Origin of the sequence: Streptomyces sp. NPDC017993 (assembly GCF_044328065.1) — a bacterium.
GTDB lineage: Bacteria > Actinomycetota > Actinomycetes > Streptomycetales > Streptomycetaceae > Streptomyces.
The window spans coordinates 284,190-302,450 of sequence record NZ_JBIRGO010000006.1 but is presented as its reverse complement, the minus strand read 5'-3'; the positions used below and the strand labels follow the sequence as shown (position 1 = coordinate 302,450).

15 protein-coding genes are annotated in these 18,261 nt (G+C 69.1%); 4 read left to right on the top strand and 11 right to left on the bottom strand.

What is annotated here, in order from left to right; all coding sequences use genetic code 11:
* The first annotated feature begins 21 nt into the window (after positions 1–21).
* Positions 22–1,263, top strand: coding sequence for an RNA-guided endonuclease InsQ/TnpB family protein (locus ACH4FH_RS13335; RefSeq protein WP_398556073.1), 1,242 nt, complete (start codon positions 22–24; stop codon positions 1,261–1,263).
* A 33-nt stretch (positions 1,264–1,296) separates the two neighbouring features.
* Here the strand turns inward: ACH4FH_RS13335 and ACH4FH_RS13330 are convergent, their stop codons facing one another.
* From ACH4FH_RS13330 to ACH4FH_RS13320, 3 genes are all read right to left on the bottom strand, one after another.
* Positions 1,297–2,502, bottom strand: coding sequence for an aromatic acid exporter family protein (locus ACH4FH_RS13330; RefSeq protein WP_398555915.1), 1,206 nt, complete (start codon positions 2,500–2,502; stop codon positions 1,297–1,299).
* Positions 2,503–3,071: 569 nt separating this feature from the next.
* A complete protein-coding gene (locus ACH4FH_RS13325) occupies positions 3,072–3,851 on the bottom strand; it encodes a restriction endonuclease (RefSeq protein ID WP_398555914.1) in 780 nt (259 codons plus the stop codon).
* A 201-nt stretch (positions 3,852–4,052) separates the two neighbouring features.
* Entirely contained in the window at positions 4,053–5,087 is a 1,035-nt protein-coding gene (locus tag ACH4FH_RS13320; RefSeq protein WP_398555913.1) for an aldo/keto reductase, read from the bottom strand.
* 137 nt (positions 5,088–5,224) lie between these two features.
* On the opposite strand from ACH4FH_RS13320, the gene ACH4FH_RS13315 reads away from it, so the two are divergent.
* On the top strand, positions 5,225–6,100 hold the full coding sequence (locus ACH4FH_RS13315) for a LysR family transcriptional regulator (protein ID WP_398555912.1): 876 nt from the start codon (positions 5,225–5,227) through the stop codon (positions 6,098–6,100).
* A 47-nt stretch (positions 6,101–6,147) separates the two neighbouring features.
* Here ACH4FH_RS13315 and ACH4FH_RS13310 read toward each other — a convergent pair whose 3' ends face one another.
* The 5 genes from ACH4FH_RS13310 to ACH4FH_RS13290 form a co-directional block, all read right to left on the bottom strand.
* A complete protein-coding gene (locus ACH4FH_RS13310; RefSeq protein ID WP_398555911.1) occupies positions 6,148–7,788 on the bottom strand; it encodes a glycoside hydrolase family 13 protein in 1,641 nt (546 codons plus the stop codon).
* Positions 7,789–7,858: 70 nt separating this feature from the next.
* A complete protein-coding gene (locus ACH4FH_RS13305) occupies positions 7,859–8,692 on the bottom strand; it encodes a carbohydrate ABC transporter permease (protein WP_398555910.1) in 834 nt (277 codons plus the stop codon).
* A complete protein-coding gene (locus ACH4FH_RS13300; protein ID WP_398555909.1) occupies positions 8,689–9,765 on the bottom strand; it encodes a carbohydrate ABC transporter permease in 1,077 nt (358 codons plus the stop codon). Before ACH4FH_RS13300 ends, ACH4FH_RS13305 begins: the two co-directional genes overlap by 4 nt.
* Positions 9,766–9,775: 10 nt before the next feature.
* Positions 9,776–11,089 (bottom strand): ABC transporter substrate-binding protein, encoded by a 1,314-nt coding sequence (locus ACH4FH_RS13295; RefSeq protein WP_398555908.1) that lies wholly within the window; start codon positions 11,087–11,089, stop codon positions 9,776–9,778.
* Between the two features lie 40 nt (positions 11,090–11,129).
* Positions 11,130–12,230, bottom strand: coding sequence for an ABC transporter ATP-binding protein (locus ACH4FH_RS13290; RefSeq protein ID WP_398555907.1), 1,101 nt, complete (start codon positions 12,228–12,230; stop codon positions 11,130–11,132).
* A 435-nt stretch (positions 12,231–12,665) separates the two neighbouring features.
* Between ACH4FH_RS13290 and ACH4FH_RS13285 the strand changes: the two genes are divergently transcribed.
* Entirely contained in the window at positions 12,666–13,730 is a 1,065-nt protein-coding gene (locus ACH4FH_RS13285) for a LacI family DNA-binding transcriptional regulator (RefSeq protein ID WP_398555906.1), read from the top strand.
* Between the two features lie 379 nt (positions 13,731–14,109).
* Here ACH4FH_RS13285 and ACH4FH_RS13280 read toward each other — a convergent pair whose 3' ends face one another.
* The 3 genes from ACH4FH_RS13280 to pstS all read right to left on the bottom strand — a co-directional run bounded on the left by ACH4FH_RS13280 (position 14,110) and on the right by pstS (position 17,448).
* Entirely contained in the window at positions 14,110–14,370 is a 261-nt protein-coding gene (locus ACH4FH_RS13280; protein WP_398555905.1) for a hypothetical protein, read from the bottom strand.
* Positions 14,371–15,477: 1,107 nt separating this feature from the next.
* Complete coding sequence (locus tag ACH4FH_RS13275; RefSeq protein WP_398555904.1) at positions 15,478–16,101, bottom strand: methyltransferase domain-containing protein; 624 nt, start codon at positions 16,099–16,101, stop codon at positions 15,478–15,480.
* Positions 16,102–16,299: 198 nt separating this feature from the next.
* The gene (gene pstS / locus ACH4FH_RS13270) at positions 16,300–17,448 is read right to left on the bottom strand and encodes a phosphate ABC transporter substrate-binding protein PstS (protein WP_398555903.1); all 1,149 of its coding nucleotides are present in this window, start codon (positions 17,446–17,448) and stop codon (positions 16,300–16,302) included.
* Between the two features lie 280 nt (positions 17,449–17,728).
* On the opposite strand from pstS, the gene ACH4FH_RS13265 reads away from it, so the two are divergent.
* Positions 17,729–18,202, top strand: coding sequence for a DUF3662 domain-containing protein (locus ACH4FH_RS13265; RefSeq protein ID WP_398555902.1), 474 nt, complete (start codon positions 17,729–17,731; stop codon positions 18,200–18,202).
* Positions 18,203–18,261 lie beyond the last annotated feature (59 nt).

Sequence of the window (18,261 nt, the reverse complement as noted above, 5' to 3'; positions counted from 1 at the left end):
ACGCCTGCGCGAGTTCGGCTCATGGATGATCAGGCGCACGCTGCGCGGGCCATGTGGAACCAGTTGCATGACCTGTGGACGATGACGCCGAAGTGTCAGCGATCGCTGGCCCGTATGGATGTCGTCTTGCGGCAGGCCCGCAAGGAGATCGACTGGTACGCGGTCCTGCCCGCGCAGGCCGCGCAGGCAGTCCTCAAGACGTACTTCCAGGCGTGGAAGAACTGCTGGGAAGGGCGGGCCGAGGAGCCGACGTTCAAGACCCGTATCCGGTCGGTGATGTCGGTGGACATTCCCCAGGGCCGGGACCTGCACATTAAGCGGGTCCACCGCCGGTGGGGCATGGTCAACGTCCCCAAGGTCGGCCGCGTCCGCTTCCGCTGGACCAAGGACCTGCCCGTCGGCAAGACCGGGAACAGCGACAACCGGATCACCGGCGCGCGACTGATCAAGGATTCGCTCGGCTGGCATATTGCGTTTCGTGTCACCACCTTGGAGCCCAAGACCGTCCCGAACACCCGCCCTGAGATCGGTATTGACGCCGGGGTGAACCTGCCGCTGGCCTTGTCCGACGGGAACCACCAGGACCACGGACGTGCGCCCCGATTCCCGGACGGCACCGCCGACCGGGACAAGTGGCTCAATCCGGATGAGAAAGCCAAGCTGCTCCGGCTGGAGCAGCGGGCCGCGCACCGCAAGAGTTTCCGCAATCCCAAGGAGAAGACCTCCAAGCGGCTCCACCACACCTACGACCAGATCCGAGCGCTTCGCGCAAGAGCCACGCGCCGCAGCATCGACTGGCAGCACCAGACCACCACCACCATCGCCAAGCAGTACGGCACCGTTGTGGTGGAGGCATTGCAGATCACGAACATGGTCAAGTCCGCCAAGGGCACCCTTGAGAAACCCGGGAAGAACGTCGCACAGAAGTCCGGCCTGAACCGGTCCATCGCCCAAGAGGCATGGGGCCGCACCGTGACGATGCTGACGTACAAGACCGCCCGGTACGGCGGCACCCTCCACAAGGTCCCCGCCCCGAACACCTCCCGGCGCTGTTCCGCCTGCGGATTCATCACACCCGGCAGCCGAGAAGGACAGGCCACGTTCGTTTGCAAGAACCCGGACTGCGGATGGTCGGGCAACGCCGACTGGAACGCAGCCCGGAACGTCTTGCACCTGTATCGGATGGGCCACGCGCTCATCCCGGCTGCCGGAAGGGCAGTCGCAAGGCGCACACGCGGCGTCAAACCCATCACCGCAAGGTAGGTAGGAATCTCCCCGTTTACAGGGGAGAGAACTTCAATCCCGTCCGAGGCGCAACCGCCCCCGGAGCTTGTCCACCAACGGGTACTTCTCCCGCTGCTCGCGGGACTGCCGGTCCAACTCCTCCACCAGCCGTGTGGACCTCTTCTCCACCTCCAGCTCGTCGAGGATCCGGTCGATCTCGGCGAGCAGCGCGCCGTGCAGCTGCCACTGGCGCGGATGTTCCTTCACACCGTCGAGCAGCAGATGCGCGACGACCTCGCGGCTGTCCAGGCAGGCGGCCAGCTCCCTGACGAGCTGCTCCTCCGCCTCCTCCGCGCTGGTGCTGACCTGAGTGGTGATCAGGACCGCGAAGCTCTCGATCGAACGGGCCATGTGGACGAACAGCTCGCTCAGGGCGGCAGCGATTTCCGGAGCGAACAGGGGCTCATCCGTCCGCGCCTTGGCGAGATCGGTCAGCGAGCGGGTCAGCGTACGGAGCACCACCGCGGCGATCTCCAGGGTGTCCAGGCCGGTCCGCAGCACCACGCGGGAGAGCAGGCCCTCCTTGACGCGGGGATTGAGGCGGAGGCTCTCCTCGGCCCGCCGGAGGGCCGCGTCCACCTGCACGATGTCGTGGTCCAACCGGCGCGCCTCGTGCAGCCGCTCGGCGGCCTCCGCCACGGAGGTGTGGCCGTGCACCTCCTCGCTGAGGGACATCAGCAGGCCCCGCATCCGGCCTGCGAGACCCTCGATGGCCTCACTGGCGGGCTGGACCCACACCGGGGGCACGAACAGCACATTGAAGAGAAGCCCGACGACCGCGCCGATCAGTGTCTCCAGCACCCGGTCCAAGGCCGTCTCGGTCACCCGCGCCACACCCAGCACCAGCATGGCGCTGATCGCCACCTCCGGGACGAACTCGCCGGCCCGCACGAAGCGGCCGATCACCAGCGAGGCCAGGATGGTCAGCCCCAGGCTCCACCAGCTCAGGCCGACCATGGAGCTGAAGCCGATGGCGATGATCACGCCCGCCACCACCGCGTTCACCCGGCGCATGCTGGTGGTGAGTGTCGCGAACAGGGTGACCTGGACGACGATCAGCGCGGTCAGCGGCGCGGTCAGCGGCGCCGGTTGGCTGCTCAGCACCAGGGCGACGACGTAGGCGATGACGGCGGCTACGGTCGACCGGATCGTCTGGGCGACCACCGGCTCCCGGTGCCGCCGCACGAGATCCAGCAGAGGGTCGGTGACATCAGGCACCTGTAGTCCCTTCCCGCTCTTCCGTCCCACAGACGAATTCCGCGGCCTGACCACCCGTGCGCCGGTCGGCCCGTCCCTCGGGGCGAGCAGCCTGAGCGGCGCGGCGAACCGTCTCATCCGTGGCGGCCTCAGCCCCGCCCGGCCGTCGCTCTCCCTCTCGGTACGGGAGGTGGGCAGGATGCCGCGCGCGACTGCCTCGTCGAGGAACCAGCGGACGACTCCCGGCTCACGGAGGTTGAGCGCGTCGCCGCGGGGCCGGCGGCCGCGCCGGTGTGTGCAGGGAACCGTCGGGGATCAGGCGCCCGGGCCCGGGGGAAGACGAGGCGAAGGGTCGTCCTGGATTCAGGGTGATGAAGGGGGAGGGCCTCGCGGCATTCGCGGTGTCTGTGACGTACCGACCGGATCCACCTCGTGCCGCCGACATGGAGCCGACGGGGCTGCTGGTCTCTTCCCCTGCCGGTCACGGCAGCCAGGGTGGTTGGCGGGCGGCCGGAAGGGGCGTCAGATTGCCGCGAACGGGCGAGCGTCCACGCCGTGGCGGCGCCGCCCCCCCGGCCTAGTCCGGTCGGCTACTGCCAGGGGGCCGGTCCGAGGCCGGCCGCCCAGGCGATGAGGTCGTCGTTGTCGAAGCACAGAATTCCGCACTGATCTGCGTACTCGGCCGCCGGCTCCGTGAAGGCGCTGGTGGTGATGACCACCGCGATCTCGGCCTGATGGACGGCGAAGCACGTCCCGCCGAAGCGTTGCACGTCCTGGGAGCCGACCTTGTTGTCGTCGTTGTAGCGCTTGCACTGGATGACCAGAACGCGCCCGTCGGGCGCCGTCGCGAGCACGTCCGCGCCCAGGTCGTTGGCGCCGCCGACCACGCTGACGTCCGCGCACCCGGCACGTTCGCACAGGCGGGCCACCGCGTTCTCGAACTGGTCCGCGTCCATGCTCGCGTAGTCCTCGATCTCCACCGCCTGTGCGGGCACTTCGTCGATCGGCTCCGCCGAATCACCCGGCTCGGCCGGCTCCACCGAATCACCCGGCGCACCCGATGCCGCGGGATCCACCGGCTCCACCGGCCGGCCGACGACCGAGGTTGTAGCGGAGTTCGGGGCGCTGCGCCCGCGCCCCTTGAGCCTGACGTAGGCGACGGCGGTCGCGACCGCCACCACGCCGATCAGGACGACCGCTCCGGGGCGCACTCCTGACCCTTCGACGGCCTTTCTGATCAGCAGGCCGACGCCGATGACGCCGATCACGACAATGCCGAAGGAGAACGTCAACTGCCGCATGCTGAAGGCGGGTCGGCGATTCGCGGGGCGGGTTGTCGCGATGCGCGAGCGGCGTATGGGTGTGACCATGTGCGGCTGTCTCCTTGGGGCGAGTCGAAGATCGTTTAGGGCGTGTGCCCACAACGCGCCGATTCACCACCGCGGTCCATGAGCCTGCCGGACAAGGCGAGGGCGGGCATGCCGACGGGTACGGTCCTCGCCCCGCTCATCGCCGCGCGGCGGCCGGGGAGACCCCGGCCGCCGTACAACTTCCGCCTGACGTCGCGCAGATCAGCGACCGCCGGTGACCTTGCGGCTGCGCTGCTCCCGACCGGGGTCGCCGTACGGGTAATCCGCGGCGCCCGGGTCACTGACCTTGTCCAGCCGGGCCCGCTCCTCCTCGGACAGGTGCAGCCCGGCCGCGGCGAGATTGTCCGTCAGCTGCTCGATCGTGCGCGCGCCGAGGATCACCGAGGTCACGGTGGGCCGGTCGGCCACCCAGGCCAGGGCGATCTGCGCCATCGAGACACCGCGCTCCTCGGCCAGCTTCCGCACCTCGTCCACCACGGCCCAGGTGCGCTCGATGCGCCCTCGCCGGTCGTACGCCTCGACGCCGCGCTCGGGGTTCTCCCCGAGCCGGGTCGCGCCGGTCGGCCGCTCGTCGCGCCGGTACTTGCCGGTCAGCCAGCCGCCGCCGAGCGGGCTCCACGGCAGCAGCCCGAGCCCCTCGGAGGCGCAGGCCGCAGTGATCTCCCACTCGATCTCGCGGGACAGCAGGCTGTACTGCGGCTGGAGCGTCACCGGCCGGGCCAGCCCGCGGAAGTCGGCGACGTCCACGGTCTTCTGGATCTGCCAGCCGGTGAAGTTGGACAGCCCGACGTAATGGATCTTTCCTCGGCGCACGGCGTCGTCAAGGAAGCCCAGGGTCTCCTCGACGGGCGTGAGCGGGTCCCAGGAGTGGACCTGGTAGAGGTCGATCGTCTCGACGCCGAGCCTGCGCAGCGAGGCGTCCAGCGCGCGGTCGAGGTGCCGGCGTGACAGGCCGACGTCATTGGGGCCCCCGCCCATCGGGAAGCGGCCCTTGGAGGCGATGACGACCTGGTCGCGTACCTCGGCGGAGGCGCTCGCCAGCCACCGCCCGACGATCTCCTCGGACGCACCCGCGCTGTACACATCGGCGGTGTCGATGAAGGTGCCGCCCGCCTCGACGAACCGGTCGAGCTGTGCGTGCGCACCCCCCTCATCGGTCTCGTTGCCGAAGGTCATCGTGCCGAGCGCGAGCGTCGAGACACTGCATCCGCTCCGGCCCAAAGTGCGGTACTCCACCGTCGTATCTCCTTGTCAGCACTGTGCATCGGGTTACCGCGGGCCGGCCGGCCCGCGCGGCCTTCAGACTGTCGCGGACGACCGTCATCCGTCCAATAGAAGAAAGCGGACGGATTCAGCAGTTAGTCTTCTCAATCATGGAACTACGCCAGCTCGAATACTTCGTCGCCGTCGCGGAGGAGCGTCACTTCACCAGGGCGGCGCAGCGAATGCTGGTCTCCCAGTCGGGGCTCTCCGCGTCGGTGCGTGCCCTGGAACGGGAACTGGGCGCCCCGCTCTTCGTCCGCACCACCCGGAGCGTCGAACTCACCGGCGCGGGAAAGGCGTTGCTCCAGGAGGCGACCCGCACCCTCGCGGGTGCCCGGGCCGCCAAGGAAGCCGTGGCTGCCGTTCAAGGTCTGCTGCGCGGCAGCCTCTCGGTCGGTATCGAGCAGTGCGTGACCGTCGACGTCGCGGCGCTGCTCGCACGGTTCCGCGCGCAGCACCCGGACGTCGAGGTGCATCTGCGCCAGGCCGGCTCGGTCGTGCTGGTGGACGACATCGCCGGCGGGCGCCTGGACCTGGCCTTCGTATCGCTGCCAGGCCCGGCGCCCGACGGGGTGCGTCTGCTGCCCGTCCGCAGCGAGCCGATGGTGCTGCTCTGCCACCCCGATCACCGCCTGGCGGGCGGCAAGAAGGCGGAGTGGGCGGAGCTGCGGGGTGAGACGTTCGTCGACTTCCACCCCGACTGGGGCGCCCGCCGCCTCACCGACCGGGCCTTCGCCGCGGGCCGCACGGACCGGCATGTCGCCCTGGAGGTCTACGACGTCCACACGCTGATCGATCTCGTACGCCACGGGCTGGGCATCGCCGTCGTCCCCCGGCCCATCGCCCGCAAGCCCGAGGCGGCAACGCTGTGCGCGCTGCCGCTGACGGGTGCGGAGGAACAGACCTGGGAGGTGTCCGTGGCCCTTCCGGCGGGCGACAGGCCGGGCCCGGCCGCCCACGAGCTGCTCTCCTACCTGGACCACTGACCCGCGGGCCGGGGCCCGGAGACATTCCCGGCCCCGGCCGTCGTGCGCTAACGCGCGAGCCACACCGCCTGGTCCTGGGGCAGCCGGCCGTCCTCGACCGGTCCGCTGGCCAGCAGCACCGAGGTGTGCTCCGGCAGCTCGTACGGCTCGGCCGAGAGGTTGACGACGCAGACGAAGCCCGGTTCACGGGTGAAAGCCAGCACTCCGGCCGGGGCGTCCAGCCAGGTCATGCCGCCCTCACCGAGCGCGGGCAGGTCGCGGCGCAGGTGCAGCGCACGGCGGTAGAGCTCCAGCATGGAGGTGTCGTCGCCGGTCTGCGCCTCGACGCTGTGGTCCTTCCACAGCGCCGGCTGCGGCAGCCAGGGCTCGCCGGTCGCCCCCTCGGGACTGAACCCGAACGGCGCGTCCTGCCCCGACCACGGGATGGGCACACGGCAGCCGTCCCGACCGCGGTCGGTGTGGCCGGAGCGCTCCCAGCAGGGGTCCTGCAATACCTCGTCGGGCAGGTCCTCGACCTCCGGCAGCCCCAGCTCCTCGCCCTGGTAGACGTAGGCGCCGCCGGGGAGGGAGAGCATCAGCAGGGCGGCCGCGCGGGCCCGCCGCGTGCCCAGTTCGAAGTCCAGCGGGCCTTCGGGGCGGTAGGGCTCGTTGGCCACCCACTTCTTGACCACCGTGCGGCCGAAGCGGCTGGGGTGGCGGGTGACGTCATGATTGGAGAGCACCCAGGTGGCCGGTGCGCCGACCGAGCCGAGCGTGGCGAGGGAGCTGTCGATCACCTCGCGCAGATCCTTGGCGTCCCACGAGGTCATCAGGAAGTCGAAGTTGAACGCGGTGTGCAGGCCGTCCTCGCGGACGTAGCGGGCGAGCCGCTCGGGGCTGGGTGCCCAGGCCTCGGCGACGAACTTGCGGTTGCCGGGGAACTCGTCGGCGACCTGGCGCCAGGCGCGGAAGATCTCGTGCACCTCGTCGCGGTCCCAGTGCGGGTGGTCGAGCCCGCCTTGCGGGGCCACGGCGCCCCCGTCGGGGCGGGGCGGCAGGTCGGGCAGGTCGGGGTGCTTGACGAGGCCGTGCGCCACATCGATGCGGAATCCGTCGACGCCGCGGTTGAACCAGAACCGCAGGATGTCCTCGAACTCCGCCCGCACCTCCGGGTGTTCCCAGTTGAGGTCCGGCTGCTCGGGCGCGAACAGATGCAGGTACCACTGCCCGTCGGGCAGCCGGGTCCAAGCCGGTCCGCCGAAGCACGATAGCCAGTTGTTGGGCGGCTCGGCGCCATCCGCGCCGCGGCCCTCCCGGAAGACGAAGCGGTCCCGCTCGGGGCTGCCCTGCCCGGCGGTCAGCGCGGCCTGGAACCACACATGCTGGTCGGAGACGTGATTGGGCACGATGTCGGGGATGACGCGGATGCCGTGCTGATGTGCTTCCTCGATGAGCGCCTCGGCCTCGGCCATCGTGCCGAACCGCGGGTCGATCTCACGGAAGTCCGCCACGTCGTAACCGTGGTCGGCCATCGGCGACTTGTACCAGGGGTTGATCCAGATGGCGTCGATACCGAGCGACTTCAGATACGGCAGGCGGGAGCGGATGCCGGCGATGTCACCGATGCCGTCGCCGTTGCCGTCGGCGAAGCTGCGGATGTAGACCTGGTAGATGACGGCGCTGCGCCACCACGGGGCGGTGCTGGACATGAGCTGGGTACTCCTCGGAGCGTGATGAAGAGGGAAGGGGGAGCTGGGTAGGGCGAGCGGGGTGGTGGCGCTACTTGGCCGCACCCGCGGTGAGCCCGGCGACGATCCGGCGCTGGAAGAGCAGCACCACGATCACGAGCGGGATGGTGACGAGGACGCCTGCCGCCATCTGACTGCCGAAGGGCGTCTCGAACTGTGAGGCGCCGGAGAACTTGGAGATCGCCACCGGCGCGGTCTGGATCTCCGGCTTGTTCGTCATCGTCAGGGCGATCAGGAACTCGTTCCACGCGGCGATGAACGTGATGATCGCCGTGGTGAACATGCCCGGCGCGGCGAGCGGGATGATGATCTTGCGGAACGCCTGGCCGCGGGTGCAGCCGTCCACCATGGCGGCCTGCTCCAGTTCGTCCGGCATCTGCCGGAAGAACGCGGTGAGGTTCCAGACCGCCAGCGGCAGGGTGAAGGACATACTCGGCACGATCATCGCCTGGTAGGTGTTGATCCAGCCGAAGCCGACGAACATCTTCAGCAGCGGCACCACGATCGACACCACGGGGAACATCGAGGTGGCGATGATCAGGGTGAGCACCAGCCGCTTGAGCCGGAACTCCAGCCGCGCCATCGCGTAGGCGGTGAAGGTGGCCAGAATCAGGGCCAGGACGGTGGTGATGCCGGCCACGACGACGCTGTTGAACAGCGCCCGGCTGAACCCCTGGGACGGGTCGAGGACCGCGAGGTAGTTCTCGAAGGAGATCCGGGTGGGGAACGGCGAGTTCTCGAAGATGTCGGAAGTCCGCCGCAGGCTCGACACCAGCATCCAGTAGAACGGTGCGAGGCAGTAGACCACGACCCCGGCGACACCCGCGTACAGCAGCCACTTGCGCCAGTTCAGGGAGAGCGTCATGCCGCCACCTCCGTGCGACGGCGCGGCAGCAGTCGGCGGCGCTTGGGGGCGGCCCCGTCGTCCCCGACGACATTGGCGCCGAGCAGCCGGACGAAGGCCAGCGCGATGAGGAAGACGTACACGAAGAGGATCAGCGCATACGCCGCGGCCGGCCCGAACCGTACGTTCGACGCCTCGTCCTGGGCGAGCATGGACAGCGTCTCCACCGAGGTTTTCTGCGCGCCGATGAGGATGTACGGCAGGTCGAACATGCGCAGCGCATCGAGTGTCCGGAAGAGTACGGCGACCAGCAGGGCGGGCTTCACCAGCGGCAGGGTGATGTTCCAGAACTGGCTCAGCGGGCCGGCCCCGTCGATCCTGGCGGCCTCGTACACCTCCTTGGAGATCACCTGAAGGCCGGCCAGCACGAGCAGGCCGATGAACGGTGCCGTCTTCCACACGTCGGCGATGATGACCGCGAGCTTGGCGTGCCACCCCTCGGTGGTCCACAGCACCTGCTGGCCGATGAGGGCGTTGGCCACGCCGTCGGTGTTGAAGATCCAGCGCCACAGCAGACCGGTGACGGCGGTGGGGATGGCCCACGGCACCAGGATGCTGGCCCGTACGAGGGCCCTGCCCTGGAACGCGCGGTGCATGATCAGCGCCATGGCGACGCCGATCACCGTCTCCAACGTGACCGTGGTGGCGGTGAGGAACGTCGTGTTCCAGAAGGCGTTCCAGAACCGCTCGCCGGCTTCCCCGAAGATCGCGGTGAAGTTCTCCATGCCCACGAAGGGGTCGCTCTCCCGGACGAAGCCGGTCTCGGGGTCGAGACCCGGCGTCCCGTACAGCGAATCCTTGAGGGCCACGATCGTCGGGTAGAGCACCACGATCGCGAGCACCAGCAGAGTCGGGGAGATCAGCAGGGCCGCGAGCCGTCCCGTGCCGGACGTCGCCCGGGGGCGTCGGCGGCGGCCGTTGGGCGGTACCGGCGGCTGAGCCGACGAACCGCGGCCCGGAGCACCAGGGGCAGGCCCCTCCGCGTCGCCCTGGCTGCCCTCGTCGGTCCCGGGTGGGTTGTGCGTCTTCATCATGACGGTCTCCTCACTTCGCCGCCGGCTGCTGCCGGAGGGCCTTCTGGAGGTCCTCCAGTGCCTGCTCGCTGCTCTTGCTACCGGTCATGGCGGCGTAGGACTCCCGTTGGATGGCCGCGGTCACATCGCCGTACTGGAAGACACGGGGCCGTGGCACGGCGTGCAGGATCGACTGCTTGAGGGTGGGCAGGTACGGATACTTCTTGATCAGCTCCGGGTCCTTGTACAGCGCCGCGTAGGTCGGCGCGGCCGGCGCGTGGGACAGCGTGAACCGCTGGATTTTCTGGCCGGCGAAGAAGTTCATGAAGTCGATCGCCGTGGCCTTGTTCTCGGCGGAGGCCGACAGGGCAAGGTTGTGGCCGCCCAGGCTGGAGGAGCCGGGGCCGTTCCGGCCGGGCAGGGGGGCGACACCGAACTTCCCCGCGATCTTGCTGGAGCCGTCCTTCTTGGCCGCCAGCGGATACATGTACGCCCACTGCCGCTCGAAGATCAGCTTCCCGGCCTGGAAGGCCCGGCGGCCGTCCTCCTCCTGGTAGGTGACGGCGTCCTTCGGGATCGTGCCGTCCTTGAGCGAACCGACCAGGAAGTCCAGGCCCGCCTTCGCCGCCGGGGAGTTCACGTGCGGCTTGCCCTTCGCGTCGGTGACGACACCGCCCGCGGAGTTCACGGCCTCGGCGAAGTTGACCGTCAGCCCCTCGTACTTCTGGAACTGCCCGGCGTAGCACGACATGCCGCGCGCCTCCGGCAGCTTCTTCACCTTGGCGCAGTCCGCCTTCATCTCGGCCCAGGTGGCCGGCGGCTCGGCGATGCCGGCCTTCTTCAGCAGATCGGTTCGGTAGTAGAGCATGCCGCCGTCCGAACTCGCCGGGACGGCGTACACGCCCCCTCGGTACTTCCCCGTCTCCACGATCGGCTTCAACATCTCCCGCAGCGGGAACCGGTCCTCCGGCAGTCGGTCGACCCACCTGTGCGCCGCGAATTCCGAGGTCCACACGGCGTCGAGCGCCAGCACCGTATAGGCATCGGACTTCGTCTGCGCATTCTGGATCATCTGCTGACGCTGCGCGTCGGGGTCGGTCGGCAGCTGGACGAAGGTGACCTTCTCCTTCGGGTGCGCCTTGTTCCAGCGGTCGAGCACCATCTGGACGCTGCCGGTGCTGTCCTTACCGGCGACGTAGGTGATGGGGCCGCGCCCCTCGAAGGTGGTGGGTCCTGACGTGCCGGTGGCCGTGCCGCCCCCGGGGGCGGCGCACGCGGCGACGGCGGCGAGCCCTGCGAGCACCGCGCCCGAGCTCTGTGTTGCTCTTCTGGTCCTGCTCTTCACTGTCTCTCCTGCTGATGCGGAGCGGATGAGGCTCCGCAGATCACTCGGTGGGAAGCCGCTGACCGGTCTTGGCGGAGAAGAAGTACTCCCCGCCCGGGCGGATGCGCAGGGTGACCCGCTCGCTCTTGGCGGGCGGGGTGCGTGGATCGACGCGGGCGATGATGGCGGCCGGGGTTCCTTCGTGGCCGCTCAGGTCACCGTAGGCGTAGGCCTCGGAACCGAGTTCTTCCACCATGGTCACGGTCAGGCACAGGCCCGGTTCACCGGCGCCGACCGGCTCCAGCGCCTCTGGCCTGAAGCCGAGCACGAGCTTCTCGCTGCCCTCGTCCGCGACTGCGGCCAGAACCCGGCGGCTCAGGGGGACGGCCGCGTCACCGATCCGCGCGGCGCCGCCCTCGATGGGCACTTCCTGGAGGTTCATCGTCGGCGAGCCGATGAAGGAGGCCACGAACACGTTGGCCGGCTCCGCGTAGAGGGTGCGAGGGGCGGCGCACTGCTGGAGCAGCCCGTCCTTGAGCACGGCGACCCGGTCGCCCATCGTCATCGCCTCGACCTGGTCGTGGGTGACGTAGACGGTCGTGACCGCGAGCCGCCGCTGCAGCGCGGCGATCTGGGTACGGGTCTGGACGCGCAGCTTGGCGTCCAGGTTGGACAGCGGTTCGTCCATCAGGAAGACCTGCGGCTCGCGGACGATGGCGCGGCCCATGGCGACGCGCTGCCGCTGGCCTCCGGAGAGCGCCTTGGGCTTTCGCTCCAGATAGGGCTCCAGGTCGAGGATCTTGGCGGCTTCCTGCACGCGGCGGCGTATCTCGGCCTTGCCGACCCCGGCGATCTTCAGGGCGAATCCCATGTTGTCGCCGACGCTCATGTGCGGGTACAGGGCGTAATTCTGGAACACCATGGCGATGTCCCGGTCCTTCGGCGGCAGGTGCGTGACATCGCGTCCGCCGATGCGGATCACGCCGTCGTCCACGTCCTCCAGGCCCGCCAGCATTCGCAGGCTGGTGGACTTGCCACACCCCGACGGTCCGACCAGGACGAGGAATTCGCCGTCGGCGATGTCCAGATGGAGGGCGTCGACCGCGGGGCGATCGCCGCCCGGATAGCGCCGGGTCACTTTCTCGAAACCGACAGTTGTCATGCGGGTCCCTTCACCGGCAGGGGAGGTGCCGGACGGTGCAAGCGGAGAAAGGGCCGAGGTGCGGCGTCGTCGTGCGGCCCGGGAGGGGCCGTGCGCCGCGCGGTGGCCAGGGAAACACACGTGATGGAGCTGAATGACTGCGCTGTCTCACCGCCGGTGGGGGGTACACCCAATGTCAGCGGTACGGAGATGCAATCGCGGCGGGTAACGCCCATCACTCCGTAACAACGCTTGCAAGCTAAGAGCGCGTGAAGGTGAAGTCAACGTGTTACGTGCCGGTAACCTGCCGCTATTGCGCCTGTATTGTGCACCTTTCAGGGCGCCTTTCTGCCGCAAAGCCCCGGAATTGCAGCGGGACAGCGTTGTCAGATGCCGCCCGTGACAGCGCTGTCTCAGACGGTTCGCGGTGAGGCCGCTTGGTGCTACCGTCCCGTCATGCCACCAGCTCAGCGGCACCCGACTCTGGCCGACGTCGCCGAACGCGCCGGGGTCTCCGCCTCCACCGTCTCCCGCACGCTCCGCGGGTTCGCGACCGTCTCTCCCGACGTACGCGCCCGGGTCGAGCAGGCCGCCCGCGAGATGAACTTCGTCGTCTCGCGCCAGGCCTCCAGCCTGGTCACCGGCAAGACCGGCGTGGTCGCGGCACTCGTGCCCACCCTCAACTCCTGGTTCATCGGCTCGGCGCTCTCCAGCCTCGGCCCGGTGCTGCGCGAGTCCGGCCTGGAGCTGCTGGTCTACGTCACCCCCGACATGGACGAGCGGTCCACCTTCTTCGAGCGCCTCCCGGCCCGGCGTAACGCCGACGCGCTGCTGGTCTTCTCCTTCGACCTCTCCAAGGAGGAGAGCGCGCGCCTGGACGACCTCAACATGCCGGTGATCTACATCAGCCAGCACGCCGAGGGCCGGCCCAGCGTGTACGTCGACGACGTGCGGGGCGCGCACCGCGCCACCCAGCACCTGCTCAATCTCGGCCACCGCCGGATCGCCTTCGTCAAGACCATCGGCGCCAGCGGTTTCACCTTCAGCTCCCACGAGCGGCTGATCGGCTATCAGCAGGCGCTGGACGAGGCGGGCATCGCCCCGGATGACGACCTGGTGGTCGACACCGCGGTCGGCGACAAGCGCGGCACGATGGAGGCGATCGGCCAGTTGCTCAGCCTGCGCGAACCACCCACCGCGATCTTCGCGGAACAGGACGAGGTAGCCGTCTCGGTGATGTGGACACTGCGCCGGAGCAATGTCGACGTGCCCGAGCGGATGTCCGTGGTGGGCTTCGACGACCACCAGATGGCCGAGTGGTCGGACCTGACGACGATGGCCCAGTCCCCCTCGGACATCGGACGCGCCGCAGCCGATCTGGCCCTCGCCCTCATCAACGAGCCGGACGCGGACCAGGAGCGGCACGTCGTGCTGCCCACCCGCCTGATCCCGCGCGGCAGCACGGCGCCGGCGCCCGCACCTGCCACGGACGCCGCTGCGCCAGGCGAGTCGCGCGAATAGCCGTCGTGGGCCGGCCGCCACAGGAGGTGGGGGAACAGCCTTGCGGGCAGAGGTTTTCCCGCCCGCTCTCCGGGCACTCGGACTGTGAGCGGCCGTGCAGGCGGCCTTCCACCCCGGCGGCGCGCCGGGAAGCAGGACGGAGGGGGAGACCCTGGTCGCCCCTCCCAGCGGAACCCCATGGTGCTGTACGGCACCATCCCAGACGCCCCGGCTGGTCTCCCCCGTCCAGCCGGGGTTTTCCGCGTCCGGTGGGCCATGGGCAAGCGCGGTGGCAAAACCGCTCCGGCCGGTCCTCCCGACCACTGTTGCAGTGGTGGGAGGACCGGCCGGAGCGTGTGTCCAGCTGTACTGTTCAGCCGTGCTGTCCGGCTGTGCTGTCTCAGCGGTGAGCGCGTCCACCACCGTTGAGGCCGGCGTTGGCCCCGGTCACCGTGCACTTCACCAGGTCGAGAAGCGCGCCGAGGCCCGCGTTGGCCTGCTGGGGAACATCGTTCGGCAGGTTCCCGTTCGTATGAGCCGGACGACTGTCCGAGCAGCGGGAGGTGTCGGCGTACGCAGGTCCGGCCGAGACGATGCCGGCTCCTGCTGCCATGACACCCGCGCAAGCAGCGAGTACCGCGGTCTTCTTGATCGTGTTCATCACGTCACCTTTCCTTCGCCCGAGCCCGACTGGCCGGGACAACTTTTCTCACCCGCCTCCGGCCAGGTGCTTTTCACCGGCCGAGGTTTCTCACGAGGGGCATGCGTATCGCCCACCCGCCCTCGGCGGTGTCAGTCGGTGCCGCGGCCCGCCGGCTGAACTGCTCAGCCGGCCACGGCCGGAAAGTCCCTCCGCCATGGGTGGGCGTCTGGGTTCGGCTCCGGGGTGCTCTTGACACCACGCACTCTCCTCGAAGGAAAATTGATCGGGTTTGGCCATGGTCACCAGCCCCGCGGGCAACGGCCACCGGTCCCGGCCCATCGGAGTGACCGCCTCCCGAGCCCGGCCGCCGGGGGCAGGCCGAACGGCCCATCAGCTTCGGGGCACTCATCGGCCTGGCGCCTTGCGGCCCGGCCCTCACTGACCAAGAAAGGGGCCGAAGCCCTGGGCTGAGTCCGAATCAGCTGTTGCCCCGAGCGGGGGACCCCGAGCAGAGGGGCCGCCCGGGCGGGGGCAGCCGGCCTGGGGATCTGACCACCCATCGGGCGGCGGCGGTGTGCTGAGACCGAGGCGGTACGTCCGCCCGTTTGCCCGCCCACCCTCCATCTGGCGGACACGTCACCCGTGGTGGCGTCAACGATGTGGCGGCCCGCCCAGGAACCCTGAGCGGAGAAATGCTCTTGCTGAGGGGCAGGCCGCCTCGGTCGTGCCCTGCTCAGGGGGCCGTGACAGGCGGCGATTGCAGCAACCTTCCGGCGTCACCTGGCGACCGGTTACACCCCCTGCCGACGGTTCCTCGGCGGGCTGACGCCCTTGCAGGAGGAGCCTTCGCCTCAGCCGCAGGCCATTGCGCCATCTTCTCGACGACGCCGGAAACCCCTCAGCCGGTTGACCGTCGCCGGCTCGGGCGACATGGGGTATCAGGTCGGCATCGAGGCTGCGGAACCCTACGGATTTCCTGGGTTTCTCGAATCGGCGCGGGCAGAAAATGGCATTGCGCACCCGCTCCGAATCGGCCGGGGCGTGGTTCTTCCGACCTTCCCCATGTGGGCGCCGCCCGGCAGGCACTGACAACGGCCCGTCACAGGCTCCAGCAGGGAGCGCCGATCAGGGCGCCAGCGCGGTACCGAGGGAGTCGGCGCCCATGATTTTCGGTGCGCCCTTCTCGTAGAAGACGTCCAGTGCGGTCATCGTGAACCCGGCGGCCGTCAGCATGTCGACGATCGGCCGGGTGAGGTGACATCCGCCGAAGAGCCGCTGCTGCATCGGCTCGAAGCGGCGTTGCCGGCGCCGCACGTCCTCGTCTTCCGCGGGCGCCAGGCCGTGCTCGACGAAATGCAGGGCGCCGCCGGGCTTCAGGACGCGGCGCATCTCGCGGAGCGCGGCATCGGCGTCCGGAATGGTGCACAGCGTCCACGTCGACAGGGCGGCGTCGAAACTGTTGTCGTCGAACGGCAGTGACTGGCCGTCCAGGCCGGCCCGCTGCACCGGGATCCGTGTCCTCGTGAGGCGTTTGCCGGCGAGCCTCCACCCCAGATCGGACGGCTCGACCGCGGCTACGCGCGTGATGGTGTCCGGGTAGAACGGCACGTTGTGCCCGGAACCGAATCCGATCTCGATGACGTCACCCTGGAGACCTTCACAGACCCGTTGTCTCAGCGGCCCCGCCGGCTTGACTCCGCACAGGACATTGATGATTCGGGGCAGCACGCGTTCGTCATAGAACCCCATCACGACCTCCGGTTCTCGATTTCCAGCATGGCACCGGCGGTGTAGGGGCGCACCGCTGCTCCGGGCGGAAACGCATGCTCGTGAAGGCGGCCATTCTGCCTCTTCAAAGCCTCGTGGATGGGCGTGGCCGAGGCGTAGGCGCGTCCGGCCCGGGACCGGGTACGGCGGGCATGCCCCGGTGGCAGGCCGACCAGCCTCTCAGGACAGCCCGTTGACCGTGCTGCGGACCTTGTTCACGACGTTGGCCGGGAGTGTCGCGTAGCCCTGGAAGCTCAGGTTTTCCTGGCCCTTCTTGCCGGCGACGTACGTCAGGAACGCCTTGGTCGCGGGCCAGGTCGCCGGCTTGTTGCCCTTGTCGCAGACGATCTCGTAGGTGACCACGTCGACCGGATAGGCCCCGGGCGCCTTCGTCGCGTAGTTGAGCTGGAGGGTGAGGTCCTTGCCCTTCCCGACGATCTTGGAGTCGGCGATCGACTTGGAGGCGGAGAGAATGCTGGCCTGCACCGGGGCCGGCGCGCCGGTGGAGAGGGCGACCGTCGGAATCTTGCGGGCGGCAGCGTAGGACAGTTCGAAGTACCCGATCGAGCCCTCGGTCTGCTTCACCTTGTCGGCGAGGCCCGCGGAACTCTCGGCCGACCGGCCTCCTTTGGCCTTCCACTCCTTGCTGTGCTCGTAAGGCCAGGCGTCCGGGGCGGCCGTTCTCAGGTAGGAGGTGAAGCCATCGGTCGTGCCGGAGGAATCGGACCGGTGCGCCGCTTGGATCGCCGTCGACGGCAGCTTGACGCCGGAGTTGAGCTTCGCGATGGCGGGATCGTTCCACGTGGTGATCTGTGCGTTGAAGATCTTGGCGAGAGTCGAGGCGTCCAGGGTCAGCTCCGTTACGCCCGGGAGGTTGAAGCCAAGCGCGATGGGCCCGCCGACCATCGGCAGATGCACGGCCTGACCCTTGCCGGAACAGGTCTTCTTGGACTGGGAGACCTGTTCGGTGCTCAGCGCGGAGTCGGAGCCCGCGAAGGCGGTCTTGCCGGCGAGGAAATCGTCCTGGCCGTCGCCGGAGCCGTTGCCCTCGTAGTTGATCTTGATATCGGGGCAGGCTCGCGTGTAGTTCTTGATCCAGTTCTGCATGGCGTACTGCTGCGCGGTCGAGCCGGAAGCCTGCAGCGTGGCCGCCTTCCCGCACGGGATGCCGTCGGCATCGCTGGTCGCGGCGGCAGCGGTGGGTGTGGGGGAGGCGTCGGCGGAGCTGGAGCTGTCGCTCGCACCACAGGCCGTCAGGATCAGGGCTCCCGAGGCGACCGCCGTGGCTACCGACAGGGTGCGCGGGCCGCTCATCCGCTGATGCTTCACTCTCGGGTGCTCCTTTTGCAGGCAGCCGGCGACCGGCGTAGCGGAGTGGGCGTCACCTGACCTCCGTGGCAGGCGTCAAAGCACATGCGGATAACCATAAGCAATCATTCGATTACTTTTGGTAATGAAGCGGGAAGTGTTCCCGCCTGGGCAAGGGCGGCGAATCACCGAGCCGATGGCACCCTCCCGGGTGCTCGCGCGAGGGCAATGCGGAGGTCATGGACCCGCCCGCTGCATGTACAGGACACGTCAGGGCACGCGCTGTGTCATGGGAATGCTGATGCGTCTGGAACGCGTGGTGGAAGACTGCGAAAGCGCCCTGCTCGCCAAGGTCTTCCACTCCGAACCTGTCCAACTGTTCGAGGAGCTGCGGAGGGAGTGCGACGAGCACGCCGTCGTGTGCAGCCATGAGCGAGTCCTGGTCCCGAATGCCTACACGGTCGAACTCGCCGGTGCGGTGCACGACGAGCTGGCTGCCCACGGTGGGCAGATAGGGGAGGGACTGGTCGACGTCCTGGCCCGGCACGCGGCGGATCGTGGCTACGAGTGGGCCGGCCCTCTCACCGTGCATGTCGTCAGGTCCGACGAGGTGCCGAATGGCAGGTACCGCATATCGAGCACTGCCATGGCCCATATTCCTGGTGCCGGACCCAAGCCTCCCGGGGCAGGGGCCGCGGCGGGACCGAAGCAGGAAGGTGAGGAGCCGGTGGCCGACCGGGAGGGAGCCGGCTCTCCGGTCGCCTCGGTCAGCTGAGTACGCGACGGTCGTTCCGCCCGGCGGGTGCACGGCCGGCGCGCCGAACCTCGCCGGCG

Excerpts from the sequence above, each read along its gene's own strand:
- ACH4FH_RS13310 (WP_398555911.1), bottom strand. The coding sequence starts at position 7,788 with ATGTCCAGCACCGCCCCGTGGTGGCGCAGCGCCGTCATCTACCAGGTC.
- ACH4FH_RS13285 (WP_398555906.1), top strand. The coding sequence starts at position 12,666 with ATGCCACCAGCTCAGCGGCACCCGACTCTGGCCGACGTCGCCGAACGC.
- ACH4FH_RS13315 (WP_398555912.1), top strand. The coding sequence starts at position 5,225 with ATGGAACTACGCCAGCTCGAATACTTCGTCGCCGTCGCGGAGGAGCGT.
- ACH4FH_RS13275 (WP_398555904.1), bottom strand. The coding sequence starts at position 16,101 with ATGGGGTTCTATGACGAACGCGTGCTGCCCCGAATCATCAATGTCCTG.
- ACH4FH_RS13300 (WP_398555909.1), bottom strand. The coding sequence starts at position 9,765 with ATGATGAAGACGCACAACCCACCCGGGACCGACGAGGGCAGCCAGGGC.
- ACH4FH_RS13265 (WP_398555902.1), top strand. The coding sequence starts at position 17,729 with ATGCGTCTGGAACGCGTGGTGGAAGACTGCGAAAGCGCCCTGCTCGCC.
- ACH4FH_RS13290 (WP_398555907.1), bottom strand. The coding sequence starts at position 12,230 with ATGACAACTGTCGGTTTCGAGAAAGTGACCCGGCGCTATCCGGGCGGC.
- ACH4FH_RS13335 (WP_398556073.1), top strand. The coding sequence starts at position 22 with ATGGATGATCAGGCGCACGCTGCGCGGGCCATGTGGAACCAGTTGCAT.
- ACH4FH_RS13280 (WP_398555905.1), bottom strand. The coding sequence starts at position 14,370 with ATGAACACGATCAAGAAGACCGCGGTACTCGCTGCTTGCGCGGGTGTC.
- ACH4FH_RS13305 (WP_398555910.1), bottom strand. The coding sequence starts at position 8,692 with ATGACGCTCTCCCTGAACTGGCGCAAGTGGCTGCTGTACGCGGGTGTC.
- ACH4FH_RS13325 (WP_398555914.1), bottom strand. The coding sequence starts at position 3,851 with ATGGTCACACCCATACGCCGCTCGCGCATCGCGACAACCCGCCCCGCG.